The organism is Pseudomonas sp. GM80, assembly GCF_000282515.1.
Classification (GTDB): domain Bacteria; phylum Pseudomonadota; class Gammaproteobacteria; order Pseudomonadales; family Pseudomonadaceae; genus Aquipseudomonas.
In genome coordinates this window covers 20832-35234 of record NZ_AKJD01000251.1, presented here as the reverse complement: position 1 = coordinate 35234, position 14403 = coordinate 20832, and the positions used below count along the sequence as shown (strand labels likewise).

General features: G+C 60.0%; 13 protein-coding genes. 6 read left to right on the top strand and 7 right to left on the bottom strand.

Translation table 11 applies throughout. The features are described 5' to 3' along the window. Positions 1-460 precede the first annotated feature (460 nt). A complete protein-coding gene (locus PMI37_RS28695) occupies positions 461-5356 on the top strand; it encodes an NAD-glutamate dehydrogenase (RefSeq protein ID WP_008087999.1) in 4896 nt (1631 codons plus the stop codon). 170 nt (positions 5357-5526) lie between these two features. Here the strand turns inward: PMI37_RS28695 and PMI37_RS28690 are convergent, their stop codons facing one another. From PMI37_RS28690 to pdxR, 4 genes are all read right to left on the bottom strand, one after another. Continuing rightward, the gene (locus PMI37_RS28690) at positions 5527-6240 is read right to left on the bottom strand and encodes a hypothetical protein (RefSeq protein ID WP_008087997.1); all 714 of its coding nucleotides are present in this window, start codon (positions 6238-6240) and stop codon (positions 5527-5529) included. A 229-nt stretch (positions 6241-6469) separates the two neighbouring features. Beyond that, a complete protein-coding gene (locus tag PMI37_RS28685) occupies positions 6470-6874 on the bottom strand; it encodes a cupin domain-containing protein (protein WP_008087995.1) in 405 nt (134 codons plus the stop codon). 230 nt (positions 6875-7104) lie between these two features. After that, positions 7105-7398 (bottom strand): putative quinol monooxygenase, encoded by a 294-nt coding sequence (locus PMI37_RS28680; protein WP_008087993.1) that lies wholly within the window; start codon positions 7396-7398, stop codon positions 7105-7107. Positions 7399-7521: 123 nt separating this feature from the next. Continuing rightward, a complete protein-coding gene (gene pdxR / locus PMI37_RS28675; RefSeq protein ID WP_008087992.1) occupies positions 7522-8955 on the bottom strand; it encodes a MocR-like pyridoxine biosynthesis transcription factor PdxR in 1434 nt (477 codons plus the stop codon). A 308-nt stretch (positions 8956-9263) separates the two neighbouring features. Here pdxR and PMI37_RS28670 point away from each other — a divergent pair, with 308 nt between their 5' ends. Beyond that, complete coding sequence (locus tag PMI37_RS28670; RefSeq protein WP_008087990.1) at positions 9264-9704, top strand: carboxymuconolactone decarboxylase family protein; 441 nt, start codon at positions 9264-9266, stop codon at positions 9702-9704. A gap of 99 nt (positions 9705-9803) precedes the next feature. On the opposite strand, the gene PMI37_RS28665 is transcribed toward PMI37_RS28670, so the two are convergent. After that, positions 9804-10118: a hypothetical protein gene (locus PMI37_RS28665; RefSeq protein ID WP_008087988.1), complete on the bottom strand. Its 315-nt coding sequence runs from the start codon at positions 10116-10118 to the stop codon at positions 9804-9806. A 207-nt stretch (positions 10119-10325) separates the two neighbouring features. Here PMI37_RS28665 and PMI37_RS28660 point away from each other — a divergent pair, with 207 nt between their 5' ends. Genes PMI37_RS28660 through PMI37_RS28650 form a run of 3 tightly spaced genes read left to right on the top strand, consistent with a single transcriptional unit; the run spans position 10326 to position 12509 of the window. Next, positions 10326-10991 (top strand): secretin and TonB N-terminal domain-containing protein, encoded by a 666-nt coding sequence (locus PMI37_RS28660; protein WP_008087986.1) that lies wholly within the window; start codon positions 10326-10328, stop codon positions 10989-10991. Beyond that, complete coding sequence (locus tag PMI37_RS28655) at positions 10988-11539, top strand: RNA polymerase sigma factor (RefSeq protein ID WP_008087984.1); 552 nt, start codon at positions 10988-10990, stop codon at positions 11537-11539. Before PMI37_RS28660 ends, PMI37_RS28655 begins: the two co-directional genes overlap by 4 nt. Positions 11540-11570: 31 nt before the next feature. Then, positions 11571-12509, top strand: a complete 939-nt coding sequence (locus PMI37_RS28650; protein WP_008087983.1) for a FecR family protein — start codon at positions 11571-11573, stop codon at positions 12507-12509. A gap of 207 nt (positions 12510-12716) precedes the next feature. Here the strand turns inward: PMI37_RS28650 and PMI37_RS28645 are convergent, their stop codons facing one another. Together PMI37_RS28645 and gspH are read right to left on the bottom strand one after the other, a co-directional pair. After that, positions 12717-13325 (bottom strand): prepilin-type N-terminal cleavage/methylation domain-containing protein, encoded by a 609-nt coding sequence (locus PMI37_RS28645; protein ID WP_008087982.1) that lies wholly within the window; start codon positions 13323-13325, stop codon positions 12717-12719. Beyond that, positions 13322-13768, bottom strand: coding sequence for a type II secretion system minor pseudopilin GspH (gene gspH / locus PMI37_RS28640; protein WP_008087980.1), 447 nt, complete (start codon positions 13766-13768; stop codon positions 13322-13324). The genes PMI37_RS28645 and gspH overlap by 4 nt, the downstream gene beginning before the upstream one ends. A gap of 120 nt (positions 13769-13888) precedes the next feature. Between gspH and PMI37_RS28635 the strand changes: the two genes are divergently transcribed. Further along, positions 13889-14320: a type II secretion system protein N gene (locus tag PMI37_RS28635; protein ID WP_008087978.1), complete on the top strand. Its 432-nt coding sequence runs from the start codon at positions 13889-13891 to the stop codon at positions 14318-14320. The last annotated feature ends 83 nt before the right edge of the window (positions 14321-14403 follow it).

Here is a 14403-nt window from a genome sequence, read left to right as displayed (position 1 = left end):
GATTCTGCCAGTCCTCGGGAATTTCTGCATGTGAGAGTGTCAGAGGATGTGTCGTGAACGCGACGTGGGTCAATGGTCATTTCTGGCACGCATGTACCGTAAAAACGGGGATTCAGACCAGCGTTTTGCGCCACGAGTGCTAGTGTTTACCGGTGCGAAAGCCTTGGTTTACGTGCCGATGACCGAATATGTCGCAGCACCGCAAGCAGACACATTGTCGCACCCATTAAGCTGCGCAACGGATGAGCACCCGTAAAGGCATTGCCGGCACCGTCGGCAGTCGCTTTTGCAGATGCCCATTCAATGGAAGGTGAATGTGACCTGAGTGTCTCGTCCAGCTTCACCCACCTGTCCCCCTGTTTCCTCTGCCCGAGAATCAGGAACAGGGCGACACAAGCCCCGAAAGGGGTGTTGCACGCGACGCTTTCCATCAATAACAAGCTTAAGCGGAGTACCACAGATGGCGTTCTTCACCGCAGCCAGCAAAGCCGACTTCCAGCACCAACTGCAAGCGGCACTGGCGCAGCACATCAGTGAACAGGCACTGCCACAAGTGGCGCTGTTCGCTGAACAATTCTTCGGCATCATTTCTCTGGACGAGCTGACTCAACGTCGTCTCTCCGACCTCGCTGGCTGTACTCTCTCTGCGTGGCGCCTGCTTGAGCGCTTCGATCACGCGCAACCGCAAGTGCGCGTCTACAACCCCGATTACGAGCGTCATGGCTGGCAGTCGACCCACACCGCGGTCGAAGTCCTGCACCATGACCTGCCATTCCTCGTCGACTCGGTTCGTACCGAACTGAACCGTCGCGGCTACAGCATCCACACCCTGCAAACCACCGTGCTCAGCGTGCGTCGTGGCAGCAAGGGCGAGTTGCTGGAAATCCTGCCGAAGGGCAGCACCGGCGAAGGCGTTCTGCACGAATCGCTGATGTACCTGGAAATCGACCGCTGCGCCAACGCGGCCGAACTGAATGTGCTGAGCAAAGAGCTGGAACAGGTTCTCGGTGAAGTCCGCGTTGCGGTCGCCGATTTCGAGCCGATGAAAGCCAAGGTGCAGGACATCCTCACCCAGCTCGACAACAGCGCGTTCGCCGTCGATGCCGACGAAAAGAACGAAATCAAAAGCTTCCTGGAATGGCTGGTGGGCAACCACTTCACCTTCCTCGGCTACGAAGAATTCGTGGTCACCGATCAGGCCGATGGCGGCCACATCGAGTACGACCAGAACTCCTTCCTCGGCCTGACCAAACTGCTGCGCACCGGCCTGACCTACGATGACCTGCGCATCGAAGACTACGCGGTGAACTACCTGCGCGAACCGACCCTGCTGTCGTTCGCCAAGGCTGCGCACCCGAGCCGCGTACACCGTCCGGCTTACCCGGATTACGTGTCGATCCGTGAAATCGACGCTGACGGCAAAGTCATCAAGGAACACCGCTTCATGGGCCTGTACACCTCCTCGGTGTATGGCGAGAGCGTGCGGGTCATCCCGTTCATCCGCCGCAAGGTCGAAGAAATCGAAACGCGCTCCGGCTTCCAGTCCAAGGCTCACCTGGGCAAGGAACTGGCGCAGGTGCTCGAAGTATTGCCGCGTGATGACCTGTTCCAGACCCCGGTCGACGAACTCTTCACCACGGTGATGTCGATCGTGCAGATCCAGGAACGCAACAAGATCCGCGTGTTCCTGCGCAAAGACCCGTACGGTCGTTTCTGCTACTGCCTGGCCTACGTGCCGCGCGACATCTACTCCACCGAAGTTCGCCAGAAGATCCAGCAAGTGCTGATGGAGCGCCTGAAGGCTTCCGATTGCGAATTCTGGACGTTCTTCTCCGAATCCGTGCTGGCGCGCGTGCAGTTGATTCTGCGTGTCGACCCGAAAAACCGTCTCGACATCGACCCGGTGCTGCTGGAGAAAGAAGTCGTGCAAGCCTGCCGCAGCTGGCAGGACGATTACGCCGCACTGACCGTCGAAAGCTTCGGCGAAGCCCACGGCACCAACGTGCTGGCCGACTTCCCGAAAGGCTTCCCGGCCGGTTACCGCGAGCGTTTCGCAGCGCATTCGGCCGTGGTCGACATGCAGCACCTGCTGAGCCTCAACGAAAAAAATCCGCTGGTGATGAGCTTCTATCAGCCGCTGGGTCAGGTCTCCGGCCAACGCGAGCTGCATTGCAAGCTGTACCACGCCGACACGCCGCTGGCGCTGTCCGACGTCTTGCCGATTCTGGAAAACCTCGGCCTGCGCGTGCTGGGTGAATTCCCGTACCGTCTGCGTCACACCAATGGCCGCGAGTTCTGGATTCACGACTTCGCGTTCACCGCCGCTGAAGGTCTGGACCTCGACATCCAGCAACTCAACGACACCCTGCAGGACGCCTTTGTCCACATCGTCCGTGGCGAAGCCGAGAACGATGCGTTCAACCGTCTGGTGCTGACTGCCGGCCTGCCTTGGCGCGACGTCGCACTGCTGCGCGCTTACGCTCGTTACCTGAAGCAGATTCGTCTGGGCTTCGACCTGGGTTACATCGCCAGCACCCTGAACAACCACACCGACATCGCTCGCGAGCTGACCCGGTTGTTCAAGACCCGCTTCTATCTGGCGCGCAAACTCAGCGACGACGACTTGGAAGACAAGCAACAGCGTCTGGAACAAGCGATTCTGACCGCACTGGACGACGTTCAGGTGCTCAACGAAGACCGCATCCTGCGTCGTTACCTCGACCTGATCAAAGCGACCCTGCGGACCAACTTCTATCAGACTGATGCCAACGGCCAGAACAAGTCGTACTTCAGCTTCAAGTTCAACCCGCACGCGATTCCTGAACTGCCGAAGCCAGTGCCGAAGTTCGAAATCTTCGTCTATTCGCCACGCGTTGAAGGCGTGCACCTGCGCTTCGGTAACGTCGCTCGTGGTGGTCTGCGCTGGTCCGACCGTGAAGAAGACTTCCGTACCGAAGTTCTTGGCCTGGTAAAAGCTCAACAAGTGAAGAACTCGGTCATCGTGCCAGTGGGTGCGAAGGGCGGCTTCTTGCCGCGTCGCCTGCCACTGGGCGGCAGCCGTGACGAGATCGCGGCCGAGGGCATCGCCTGCTACCGCATCTTCATTTCCGGCCTGTTGGACATCACCGACAACCTGAAAGACGGCGCGCTGGTGCCGCCATTGAACGTGGTGCGCCACGACGATGACGACCCGTACCTGGTAGTGGCGGCGGACAAGGGCACTGCGACCTTCTCCGACATCGCCAACGGCATCGCCATCGACTACGGCTTCTGGCTGGGTGACGCGTTTGCGTCCGGTGGTTCGGCCGGTTACGACCACAAGAAAATGGGCATCACCGCCAAAGGCGCGTGGGTTGGCGTACAACGCCACTTCCGCGAGCGCGGCATCAATGTTCAGGAAGACAGCATCACCGTAGTGGGCGTCGGCGACATGGCCGGTGACGTGTTCGGTAACGGCCTGTTGATGTCCGACAAGCTGCAACTGGTCGCGGCCTTCAACCACCTGCACATCTTCATCGATCCAAACCCGAACCCGGCGACCAGTTTTGTCGAGCGTCAGCGCATGTTCGACCTGCCGCGTTCGGCCTGGACCGACTACGACACCAGCATCATGTCCGAAGGTGGCGGTATCTTCTCGCGCAGCGCGAAGAGCATCGCAATCTCCCCGCAGATGCAGGAACGCTTCGACATCAAGGCTGACAAGCTGACCCCGACCGAACTGCTGAACGCCTTGCTCAAGGCACCGGTGGATCTGCTGTGGAACGGCGGTATCGGTACTTACGTCAAGGCCAGCACTGAAAGCCACGCCGATGTCGGCGACAAGGCCAACGATGCACTGCGCGTGAACGGCAACGAGTTGCGCTGCAAAGTCGTGGGCGAGGGCGGTAACCTCGGCATGACCCAACTCGGTCGTGTCGAATTTGGTCTGAATGGCGGTGGTTCCAACACCGACTTCATCGACAACGCCGGTGGTGTGGACTGCTCCGACCACGAAGTGAACATCAAGATCCTGCTGAACGAAGTGGTTCAGGCCGGTGACATGACCGACAAGCAACGCAACCAGTTGCTGGCGAGCATGACCGACGAAGTCGGCAATCTGGTGCTGGGCAACAACTACAAGCAGACTCAGGCCCTGTCCCTGGCGGCGCGTCGTGCTTATGCGCGCATCGCTGAGTACAAGCGTCTGATGGGCGATCTGGAAGGCCGTGGCAAGCTGGACCGTGCCATCGAGTTCCTGCCGACCGAAGAGCAGATCAACGAGCGTATTGCCGAAGGCCACGGTCTGACCCGTCCTGAGCTGTCGGTGCTGATCTCGTACAGCAAAATCGACCTCAAAGAGCAGCTGTTGGGCTCGCTGGTGCCGGACGACGATTACCTGACCCGCGACATGGAAACGGCGTTCCCGCCGACGCTGGTCAGCAAGTTCTCCGAAGCCATGCGTCGTCACCGTCTGAAGCGCGAGATCGTCAGCACCCAGATCGCCAACGACCTGGTCAACCATATGGGCATCACCTTCGTTCAACGACTCAAAGAGTCGACCGGCATGAGCCCGGCGAACGTGGCCGGTGCTTACGTGATCGTGCGCGACATCTTCCACCTCCCGCACTGGTTCCGTCAGATCGAAGCGCTGGACTACCAAGTCAGCGCTGACGTGCAGCTGGAGCTGATGGACGAGCTGATGCGTCTGGGCCGTCGCGCCACGCGCTGGTTCCTGCGTGCCCGTCGCAACGAGCAGAACGCTGCCCGTGACGTCGCGCATTTCGGTCCGCACCTGAAAGAGCTGGGCTTGAAACTCGACGAACTGCTGAGCGGCGAAATCCGTGAAAACTGGCAGTCGCGCTATCAGGCGTACGTCGAAGCCGGTGTGCCGGAATTGCTGGCGCGTATGGTTGCGGGCACCTCGCACCTGTACACCTTGCTGCCGATCATCGAAGCCTCCGACGTGACTGGCCAGAACCCTGCCGAAGTGGCGAAAGCCTACTTCGCCGTGGGCAGCGCGCTGGACATCACCTGGTACCTGCAACAGATCAGCGCACTGCCGGTTGAAAACAACTGGCAAGCCCTGGCCCGTGAAGCGTTCCGTGACGACGTCGACTGGCAACAACGTGCGATCACCATCTCCGTCCTGCAACAGGGCGACGGCACTCAGGACGTGGAAACACGCCTGGCGCTGTGGATGGAACAGCACGAAAGCATGATCTCGCGCTGGCGCGCCATGCTGGTGGAAATCCGCGCTGCGAGCGGCACGGACTACGCCATGTATGCAGTGGCCAACCGTGAACTGCTGGACCTGGCGTTGAGCGGGCAAGCGGTAGTGCCTGCGGTTGCTGCGAATGCCGAGCTTGAACTGGCGTAAGTAGTGGCTGAATGAAAAAGCCCCGGTGTCGAGAGATGCCGGGGCTTTTTTATGCCTGAGGGATTTGTGCTGGCTGTTCCTGCCTCATCGCTGGCAAGCCAGCTCCCACAGGTTTTGTATTGCACTCGGTCCTTGTGGGAGCTGGCTTGCCAGCGATGAGGCCCATACATTCAATACAACTTCTGACCTTGCTGACTATCAAGCATCGACACTTTGTCCGCAGGCCGTGCGACTAAATTGTTGAGCGACTGGTCAAACTTTTGCAATGCCCGAACTTGCACATCCTGCTGCTGATTAATATCCGCCACGATCTCTTCCGACCGCTTGAAGTCCGCCCACACCGGCGTCAATTCCCGTGCATCCGAACCTTTCGCCGTACCGATATAGTTCAACCGCGCATCATAAAAATCGGCACTGACGTCGGCCTTGATATCGGAGCTGCGTGAAGTAATCAACTGGCTATGAGTATCGACGATCGCCACCACATCCGGCCGGGCCGCACGCAGACTTTGCATGTCCGGATACACCGTCACTGAGCCGAATTGACGCTGTAAGGAGGCATTGACCCATTCCACCGCCATGTCGGGTTTTGAGCTGGCGACGTAGGCATCGTGGATCGGTTGCACCAGCAGGCTCTGGCCGAAACCGGTGCCGGCGTTGGCCTGGTAGTCGCGCAGGTATTCGCGGTTGGTCTGGGTGCTCGGGCTGTAGACCACGCCCAGGGAAACACCGGGGCCGCTTTTGACCAACGTGGCGCTGCTGCGGCCGGTTGGATGAGGCAGCAACGTATCCAGGGATGAGACTGCTTTCGGGGCGGTAGCAACCGAACAGGCGGACAAGGTTAAAACCGATATCGCCAACACACTGGCAAACGCAAGTTTCATGGTGTTTCTCCCGTGAAACAACATCAGTCGGAAAGTTTTAAGTTGTCGTCAATGACGGCAGTTAATTCAGACTAACCCCGTCAAGCTTTAAGTAACCTGACAATTTGCTGTCTGGTTTGCTGTTGAATAGTTTTATTCGCTGTAACCCGATTCGGTTAATTGCGTCGGGAAATAAAAAGGCGCAAATCGATGATTTGCACCTTTTTATTTATGGCTGATTAAACATCCATCAGTTTTTCAGCGGAATCAGCACTTGCTCATCCGGCGACAGCACCATGAACACCAGCAACTTCGCCGGTTTGGTTTGGCTGGCGTTTTTCGAGACCAGATGTTCGGAGCCGGCGGGCTCGTACCAGAATTGACCCTTCTTGTAGGTGATCGCCTGTTCGCCCTTCACCTGAGAAATCACCTCGCCTTCGAGCACATAGGCCATCGCGGTGCCGTCGTGTTTGTGGGCGATGGAAGACTGGCCGGGTTTGTAGTCGACCTCGATCATCATGGCTTTTTTGCCAGGGGCGTTTTTCAGCATCTGGTCCTGGAGGACGGTGACTTTTTCCGATGGGTCGTGGGCGAAAGCGGCCGAGGCGCAGAGGCCCAAGGCGAGGGCGGCGGCGAAGAAGGGCAGGGTTTTCATGGCGGGTTACCTGTGAGGGTTGGGGGTGCAATCACAGTAGTCCGCAGGGTGGCGCATTCAAACGGCCAATATTCGGGAAGATTGGGTGACCAATTGGAGGTTATTCAGCGTGTTTGAGTACGCCATCGCTGGCAAGCCAGCTCCCACAGGTTTTGTGTCGTTCATTTAATTATCGAACGACACAAAACCCCGTAGGAGCTGCCGCAGGCTGCGATCTTTTGATCTTGCTCTCAGACGATAGGGAAACTATTGAAATCGACGCTATTGGCCAATCGACTATCGATCAGGTCAATAAACCCCTGCGCCTCGGGCCGGTTGAAATGCGCCTGCATCGCCGCTTCCGACTGCCAGCGCGCACTGACCGTCCAGCGGTGGCTGTCCTCGGGGCAGCGGTCGACCAGGTAGGAATCGCAGCCCGGCGTTTCGCGCAGGGTTTCAACGATCTTCTGCAGTTGCTTGCCCAGTTCATCCGAGCGGCCGGCGGCGGCCTGCACCTGGACCGTATTGATCACTTCGTTGGACATTGCTCACACTCCTGAATCAGGCCGGACGAATCCTGCTCATTGAGGGATAACGCCTGTGCAGGATAGGCCTGCACCCCCTGAACACCAATAACCAATCGGCGGTTAAATCTTTAGGCCAATCATTCAGGCAACTTGTTGCAGGATGTCGCGCAAGCGATCCAGGGCGATATCGATGTCCAGTGTTTCGATGGCGCCGAAGCCGAAGTACAGGCCGTTTTTTGGCGGTTGCTGATAGTAAAAGCCGTTGATCGAGTACAAACCGACTTCGACTTTTCTCGCCAGCTCGATCACCAGCGCCAGGTCGATCGGCACCTTGCAGAAAACCGCCATGTGGAATCCGGCGCTGGCCGGCACCGCGTCCAGCCATGGCGCCAGATCAGTCGCCATACGCGCGAGAATCCGCTCGCGGCGCTGCGCGTAGATCGCATGACAGCGGCGGATATGCTTGAGCAGGCAGCCCTCGGCGATGAACTTGGCCAGCGCCCATTGCGGCAGGGTCGAGGCGTGCAAATCGGTGAGCTGCTTGGCGCGGATCACCGCTTCGAGAATGGCCGGCGGCAGAATCGCATAACCCAAACGCAGCTCCGGGAGCAGGGTTTTCGAGAACGTGCCGACGTAGGCGACGATGCCGCGCTGATCGAGATTGAACAGCGAATCGGTCGGCCGGCCTTCGTAGCGGAACTCGCTGTCATAGTCGTCCTCGATGATGATCGCGCCCAACTCATGAGCGCGAGCCAGCAAGGCTTCACGGCGCGCCTGACTCATTGGCATGCCCAGCGGGAACTGGTGCGACGGCGTCACATAGATGAGGCGCGTGCCATCGGGAATGTGCTCGACCTGAATGCCCTCGGCATCCACCGGCACCCCGACCACCTCGGCGCCATGGGTGCCGAACAGCAGGCGCGCCGGCGGATAACCGGGATCTTCCATCGCCACCAGACTGCCGGGGCGAATCAACACGCGGGTGATCAGGTCCAGCGCCTGTTGCGCGCCGTTGCACACGACGATGTCTTCGTCCTGACAGTTGATCCCACGGGAAAACGCGATGTGCCGGGCAATCGCATTGCGCAGCGCCGGCAGGCCTTCGGCGACACTGTAGAAACCCTTGGACTGGCCCATCTGGCGCATCGCATGGGCGACGCAGCGGCGCCAGTCATCCTGCGGAAACTGGCCCTTGCTGGTGGCGCCACCGATGAAGTCGTAGCGCAGCGAGCCTTCCAATGTCGGATGGCGCAGGAACACTGGCAGATTGCGCCAGCTCTCGATCACGTCGGCACTGGCCAGTTCGGTGTGGCTTTGCTTGCGCTGGACCTGCGCCGGGCGCGCGTTGACGTAGGTGCCTTTGCCAATCACCCCAGTGAGGAAGTTTTCGTAGGTCAGTTGCGCGTAGGTGTCGGAAATGGTCTTGCGCGAAATCCCCAGTTGCTCGGCGAGCAGACGGCTGGGCGGCAATTGCGTGCCAGCGGCCAGGCGCCCTGACTCAATGGCACCGCGCAGCTGCTGATACAACTGACCGGCAAGATCCTTGCGGCCGTTGATCACGACATGAAGTTCCATACCGACGAGGCTCCCGAGGCTATTAGGCGTGCCCGCCAGATTACCGCTGAAGCGTGATCCACAACAGTTGCGCACACCAAAAACCCAAAATTGGCGCAGTCCCCTGTAGGAGCTGCCGAAGGCTGCGATCTTTTGATCTCGCTTTTCAAAAGACCACATCAAAAGATCGCAGCCTTCGGCAGCTCCTACAGGGGGATTGGTGTTTGGCGGGGATTCAGTGGTGTAGCGGTTTTCCGTGCAATTGGGGCTGTAATGCGCCGCTGTCGGCGTTTACGGTGAAGTCATTATTCCGTCTACCGAGAACCGCCATGTCCCCGCGCCTGGATTACTACAACGCTTCGCCCAAGGCGATGAAAGCGATGATTGCCATGGAGGCGCTGACCGCCAACCTCAGTATCGAGCAGCCGCTGCTGCAACTGATCCGCATCCGTGCTTCACAACTCAACGGCTGCGCATTCTGCACCGACATGCATTCGGTGGACGCGCGACGGGCCGGGGAGAGTGATCGGCGCCTGTATGCGATTGCGGTGTGGCGCGACAGCAACTTCTTCAACCCGCGCGAACGTGCGGCGTTGGCCTGGGCGGAGGCGGTGACGTTGTTGGCGGAAAGCCGCGTGCCAGATGAGGTGTATCAGCAGGCGCGCGAGCAATTCAGCGAAGGTGAACTGGTTGACCTGACCATGGCCGTCACCACCATCAACAGCTGGAACCGCCTCGCGGTGAGCTTTCGCCAAACGCCTAGCGATTGAAGATCAAAAGATCGCAGCCTTCGGCAGCTCCTACAGGGAACGATCAAAATCCCATGTAGGAGCTGCCGAAGGCTGCGATCTTTTGATTGTGACGTTGCCCTAATTCGCCGGCCGCTGCGGTTTCACCGAGGTGCCAAAGGTATTGCCCATCCGCGTACTGGTCGCCGCCGGTGTCGCCAGTCCAACCTGATTCGGCGGCCGTTTATTCACCGGCACATTCAGCGCCTCTTGATTCTTCTCTGCCGCCGCAGCGCCTTCAGGGTTGTTGCCCATCTGCTGGCTCAAACAGTCGTAATTCGGCGCCTTGTAACCGCCGACCGTTACCTCGACACATCCCAACGGCTGCTCCGCATAAGCGCTCGACAGCGCCATCAACAACAGCCCGCCAAGGCTCAATCGCCACAGTGTGTTCATGCTCGCCTCCTGGCCGGCCCGACGGGGCCGCGCTTTGGCTTGAGTCTAGTGCAAGCCGTGCGCAATTCCCGTGATGGTTTTTTTGCACCGCCCGTCACACCAGATTCATAAACAGCCCTCAGGATGACGATTTCCAAGGATTCGTCAGCCGTGCAGCGAGGCAATTCCACGGACGGTTTTCAGCGTTCAACAAGGCTTGTGCGCCGGATGTGTCTGGGCTGGCTGCTTGGCTGTGCGGCGGGCCAGGCCATGGCCGACGCTGTGCCGGCGGACCTGCGGATGACGCTGCACATTCCGGCACAGGATCTGGCCCGCGCGCTGGATCAGTACAGCCACGCTACTGGCGTTGCGGTGCTGGTCGACAGCCAGTTGAGTCGCGGTCGTCGCTCGCTGGCGGTGGACGGTGAATTCACCGCCGCCGATGCCCTGCGTCGATTGCTCGGCGGCAGCGGTTTAATGGCGCGTTATGCCCGCGACGATGCATTTACGTTGCAAGTGGCGCAGGTCGAAGACGTGCCGGCGCCGCCGCAAAAACAGACGCCGGAAAGCGTCGCGGTCAACCGCAGTTACGCCACCGCCGTGCAAGCAGCGATCGAGCGCAACCTGTGCCGCTCGCCGCTGACCCGGCCGGGCAGTTATCGCGCGGTGTTGCAGGTCTGGGTCGGCCGCGATGGCTTGGTGCAGCACAACCGGTTGGTCACTTCGACCGGTGATGTACGGCGCGACAACGCGCTGGTGGAAAGTTTTCGCAATCTCAAAATCGACCGGCCGACGCCCAGCGCCTTGCGTCAGCCGGTCACGTTGCTGTTGTTACCGGAGTCGTCAGGGAAACGCATGGAATGCACGAAATGGGAAGGAGTTTCCGGGGGATGAAAGACACCGGACAAGGTTCGATGGTCCAACTGTTCCTGACGTCCTACGAGGACTTTCGGGTGCGCCTGCGCCGGCGTCTCGGCTCGGAGGATCTGGCCAACGACGTGCTGCACGAGACTTACCTGCGCGTCGACCGCATGGAGACGCCGCCGAACGTCCTGCGGCCGAATGCCTACCTCTATCGCATGGCCCTGAACATCGCCGCCGACCGCCGTCAGGCCGATGCGCGCCTGCTCACCGGCGAGGAAGTCGAGGAGCTACTGCAAATCGGCGACGAAGCCCTCGACCCGGCGCGAGTGGTCGGTGGGCAAAAGGAAATCCAGTCACTGCTCAACGCCCTCTACGAACTGCCCGCACGCCGTCGCCGAATCTTCATTGCTGCGCGTCTGGAAGAGGCGCCGCATCTGGAAATCTCGCAGCGCTTCGGCATTTCCACGCGCATGGTCGAGAAGGAAATCAAAGCCGCGTTGGGCTTCTGCGCGGCGAAACTGGAAAGAAAAGTGTTTCAGCGGTTCGGTCGCGGGGCCGGAAAACCGTCTTCTGAATAGTGCCCGATCAATTCGTTGAGAATCTGCGCGTTTGAACATCTTTCGACTGACACCTGCCGAGCCATCGGCGGCCGACAATCTGCACAGCGAAGCCCGCGACTGGCTGGTCCTGCTGACCTCCGGCCGCGCCACCGTGGCCGACGCCCGCGCCTTGCGCGAATGGTGCGCGCAGAGCGCCGAACATGCCCGCGCGTTCGAAGAGGCCAAGCGGTTGTGGCAACAACTGCAACCGGCCATGGAGCAAATGCAGGCGCCACGCGGGTTTGGTCGACGTGCTTTTCTCGGTGGGGCGATTGCCGCATCGGCGGCATTTTTGCTGGTGCGCGGGACCATTCCCGGTGGCTTCGAAGGGCTCGGCGCCGACTACATCACTGAAGTTGGCCAGCAGCGCCGTTTCGAACCGGCGCAAGGCGTGAGCCTGGAGCTGAACACCCAGACGCGGATCAATCAGCGCTCCATCGATAACGGCGTGCAGGGCTTTGAACTGGTCAGCGGCGAAGTCGAAGTGCAGACCGCGCGGTTGCCGCTGGCGATGCAGGCTGGAGGAGGGTGGTTGCGCGCCAGTCAGGCACGTTTCAACCTGCGCAACACCGATCAACAAGTCTGCGTGACCTGCCTCGATGGCGCGGTTGAAGTGGATGTTGAAGGTCGCAGCCTGCGCCTCGAACCGGGCCAGCAAGTGACCTACGACGCGCGGCAGGTTGGTAGCGTGCAAAGTGTCGACACGGCCGCCGTGATGAACTGGCGCCAACAAGTGCTGGTCTTCAACGGCGCGACCCTCAGCCAGATGATCGACGAAATCAACCGCTACCGCCCCGGCATGTTGCTGCTGCTCAACCGCGAACTCGGCCAACGCCGCGTCCAGGCCCGCTTCAGCCTCGACCAACTCGCCGGCGTCGCACTGCTGATTCGGGATGCCTATGGCATCAAATGCACCGAACTACCCGGCGGCGTAGTCGTCCTCAGCTAACCCACACCCACCAACACACCACCACCCCCTGTGGGAGCTGGCTCGCCAGCGATGACGTCCTCACAGCCAACCACCCCCCAACTGACTACCCCCAATCCCAATGTAGGAGCTGCCGAAGGCTGCGATCTTCTGATCTTCAAAATCAAAGTCAAAAGATCGCAGCCTTCGGCAGCTCCTACAGGAATGTCCGAGCAGAAGGGATATATGTCACTCCAACGGCCCAATCACCTGCCGATACTTCTCCACACCCTGCGCCGTCCCCCGACTCAACCGAATCTCCAACCCCAACGGATCCTCGCGCCGATTCCCGCTCAACTGGCGCCACCCCTTGTCCACCTCCCAAACCCGCACCTGCACATCACTGACATCACTCAAAACAGCCACCCCATTCCCAGGCGCCGGCAGCGGATACCGACTCCGCGCCTCAGCCACCGCCCGATACAACGTGTCGCCCTTGACCCACCAGCGCACCCGCTGCAACGCCCCCGGCTGATCCGCCGCCGTGCGAATAATGTCCAGCCGAAACCCCTTACTGTCGCTACTGCGCACAGTCAAAGCGGGCGGGGCGCTCGGCGGTTCATCATCCACCCCAACCTTCTTCGGCTCAGTCAGCTCAACCCCCGCCCGCATCTCCACATCCCGCTGCAACTGATTCAACGCCCGCAACAAACCGTCACTCTGCTCACTGCTCGCCTGCAAATGACTGTCCGCCCGCGTCACACTGTCCAGCCCCCGCCAGGCAATCAGACTCACCACCGCCATCAACAAAATCGCGACCATCACCTCAATCAACGTAAACCCTTGCTGGCGCTTCATTGCAGGCTGATCCTTCCGCTGCCATCACGCAGCACACTCAAGCGATTCAAGCCATCCGACAACGTCAATTGCAGCGGCGGATTGATCCACTCAGCGTTCAGCACAACCCTCTGTTTCGGCTCCACCCGCACCTCCATTTTCGGACTCTGCCAGGCACGCGGCCGCAACTGCGGATCCTGCGCGAAATGATCAAACCCCTTGCCACTGTCACTGCGCCGACTAAACCGAAACCCCTTGGCATCACTCACCCACACAATCGGCCGGCCATCGGCCCGAGCCTCCGCCTGCGCCACCTGCAGCAACTGCGCCACACGCTCGGCATCCTTGCGCAGCAACTGCAACGGATCCGGCTTGATACTCAAGCTGATCGCCGCACTGGCGATGCCGATGATCACCAGCACCACCATCAACTCGATCAGCGTAAAACCCTGTTGCCTGTTCATCGCTCGCGCGCTCCTTTGCGTCCTGCGCCATCGTGCACGGCCAACATGTAAGGCGTGTGAAATAAAACGGAGAGAATTACCGCGTACGCTGACAGCAGGGATAAAAAGGAGATTCAACCCATGACCTTCACCGCACGCGTTTCCCCACCCCAAATGGTCCAGGCCCTCGCACTGCTCGCCGCGCTGGTCGGCGTGGCGACATGGTCGTCGCTGCTACTGACCTCCGCCGAATCACATACCCCGGCAGGGGCCCCGCAGCTGCTGGCGGCGCGCAGTGATAGCCCGGCGTTGCAGTGGTTTTCAAATCAGACGGCGCCGATGGATATCAAGGTGAGCGGGGTGATGGCGGGGAGTCGGGGGGCGGTGGCGATACTGAGCCTGAACGATGGGCCGCCGAGGAGTTTTTTGCAGGGGGAGAAGGTGGGGCCTGGGGTGAAGTTGGTGGCGGTGGAGGGGGATGGGGTGGTGATTGAGCAGGGTGGGGAGAGGGTTCGGTTGGGGGTTGAGCGGTTGGCGGAGGGGGTAGTGTTGCCGAAGATGACACGGCAGTGAATTTGCGGACTTGTAGTATTTAATTTTTTGTTTGGATCGTGTGCCAGTTTGAGTGCCGCTGAAAAAAAGAATGGAAAGGTGAT

Excerpts from the sequence above, each read along its gene's own strand:
- PMI37_RS28695 (WP_008087999.1), top strand. The coding sequence starts at position 461 with ATGGCGTTCTTCACCGCAGCCAGCAAAGCCGACTTCCAGCACCAACTG.
- gspH (WP_008087980.1), bottom strand. The coding sequence starts at position 13,768 with ATGAACAGGCAACAGGGTTTTACGCTGATCGAGTTGATGGTGGTGCTG.
- PMI37_RS28660 (WP_008087986.1), top strand. The coding sequence starts at position 10,326 with ATGTGTCTGGGCTGGCTGCTTGGCTGTGCGGCGGGCCAGGCCATGGCC.
- PMI37_RS28635 (WP_008087978.1), top strand. The coding sequence starts at position 13,889 with ATGACCTTCACCGCACGCGTTTCCCCACCCCAAATGGTCCAGGCCCTC.
- PMI37_RS28690 (WP_008087997.1), bottom strand. The coding sequence starts at position 6,240 with ATGAAACTTGCGTTTGCCAGTGTGTTGGCGATATCGGTTTTAACCTTG.
- pdxR (WP_008087992.1), bottom strand. The coding sequence starts at position 8,955 with ATGGAACTTCATGTCGTGATCAACGGCCGCAAGGATCTTGCCGGTCAG.
- PMI37_RS28680 (WP_008087993.1), bottom strand. The coding sequence starts at position 7,398 with ATGTCCAACGAAGTGATCAATACGGTCCAGGTGCAGGCCGCCGCCGGC.
- PMI37_RS28670 (WP_008087990.1), top strand. The coding sequence starts at position 9,264 with ATGTCCCCGCGCCTGGATTACTACAACGCTTCGCCCAAGGCGATGAAA.
- PMI37_RS28685 (WP_008087995.1), bottom strand. The coding sequence starts at position 6,874 with ATGAAAACCCTGCCCTTCTTCGCCGCCGCCCTCGCCTTGGGCCTCTGC.
- PMI37_RS28645 (WP_008087982.1), bottom strand. The coding sequence starts at position 13,325 with ATGAAGCGCCAGCAAGGGTTTACGTTGATTGAGGTGATGGTCGCGATT.
- PMI37_RS28665 (WP_008087988.1), bottom strand. The coding sequence starts at position 10,118 with ATGAACACACTGTGGCGATTGAGCCTTGGCGGGCTGTTGTTGATGGCG.
- PMI37_RS28655 (WP_008087984.1), top strand. The coding sequence starts at position 10,988 with ATGAAAGACACCGGACAAGGTTCGATGGTCCAACTGTTCCTGACGTCC.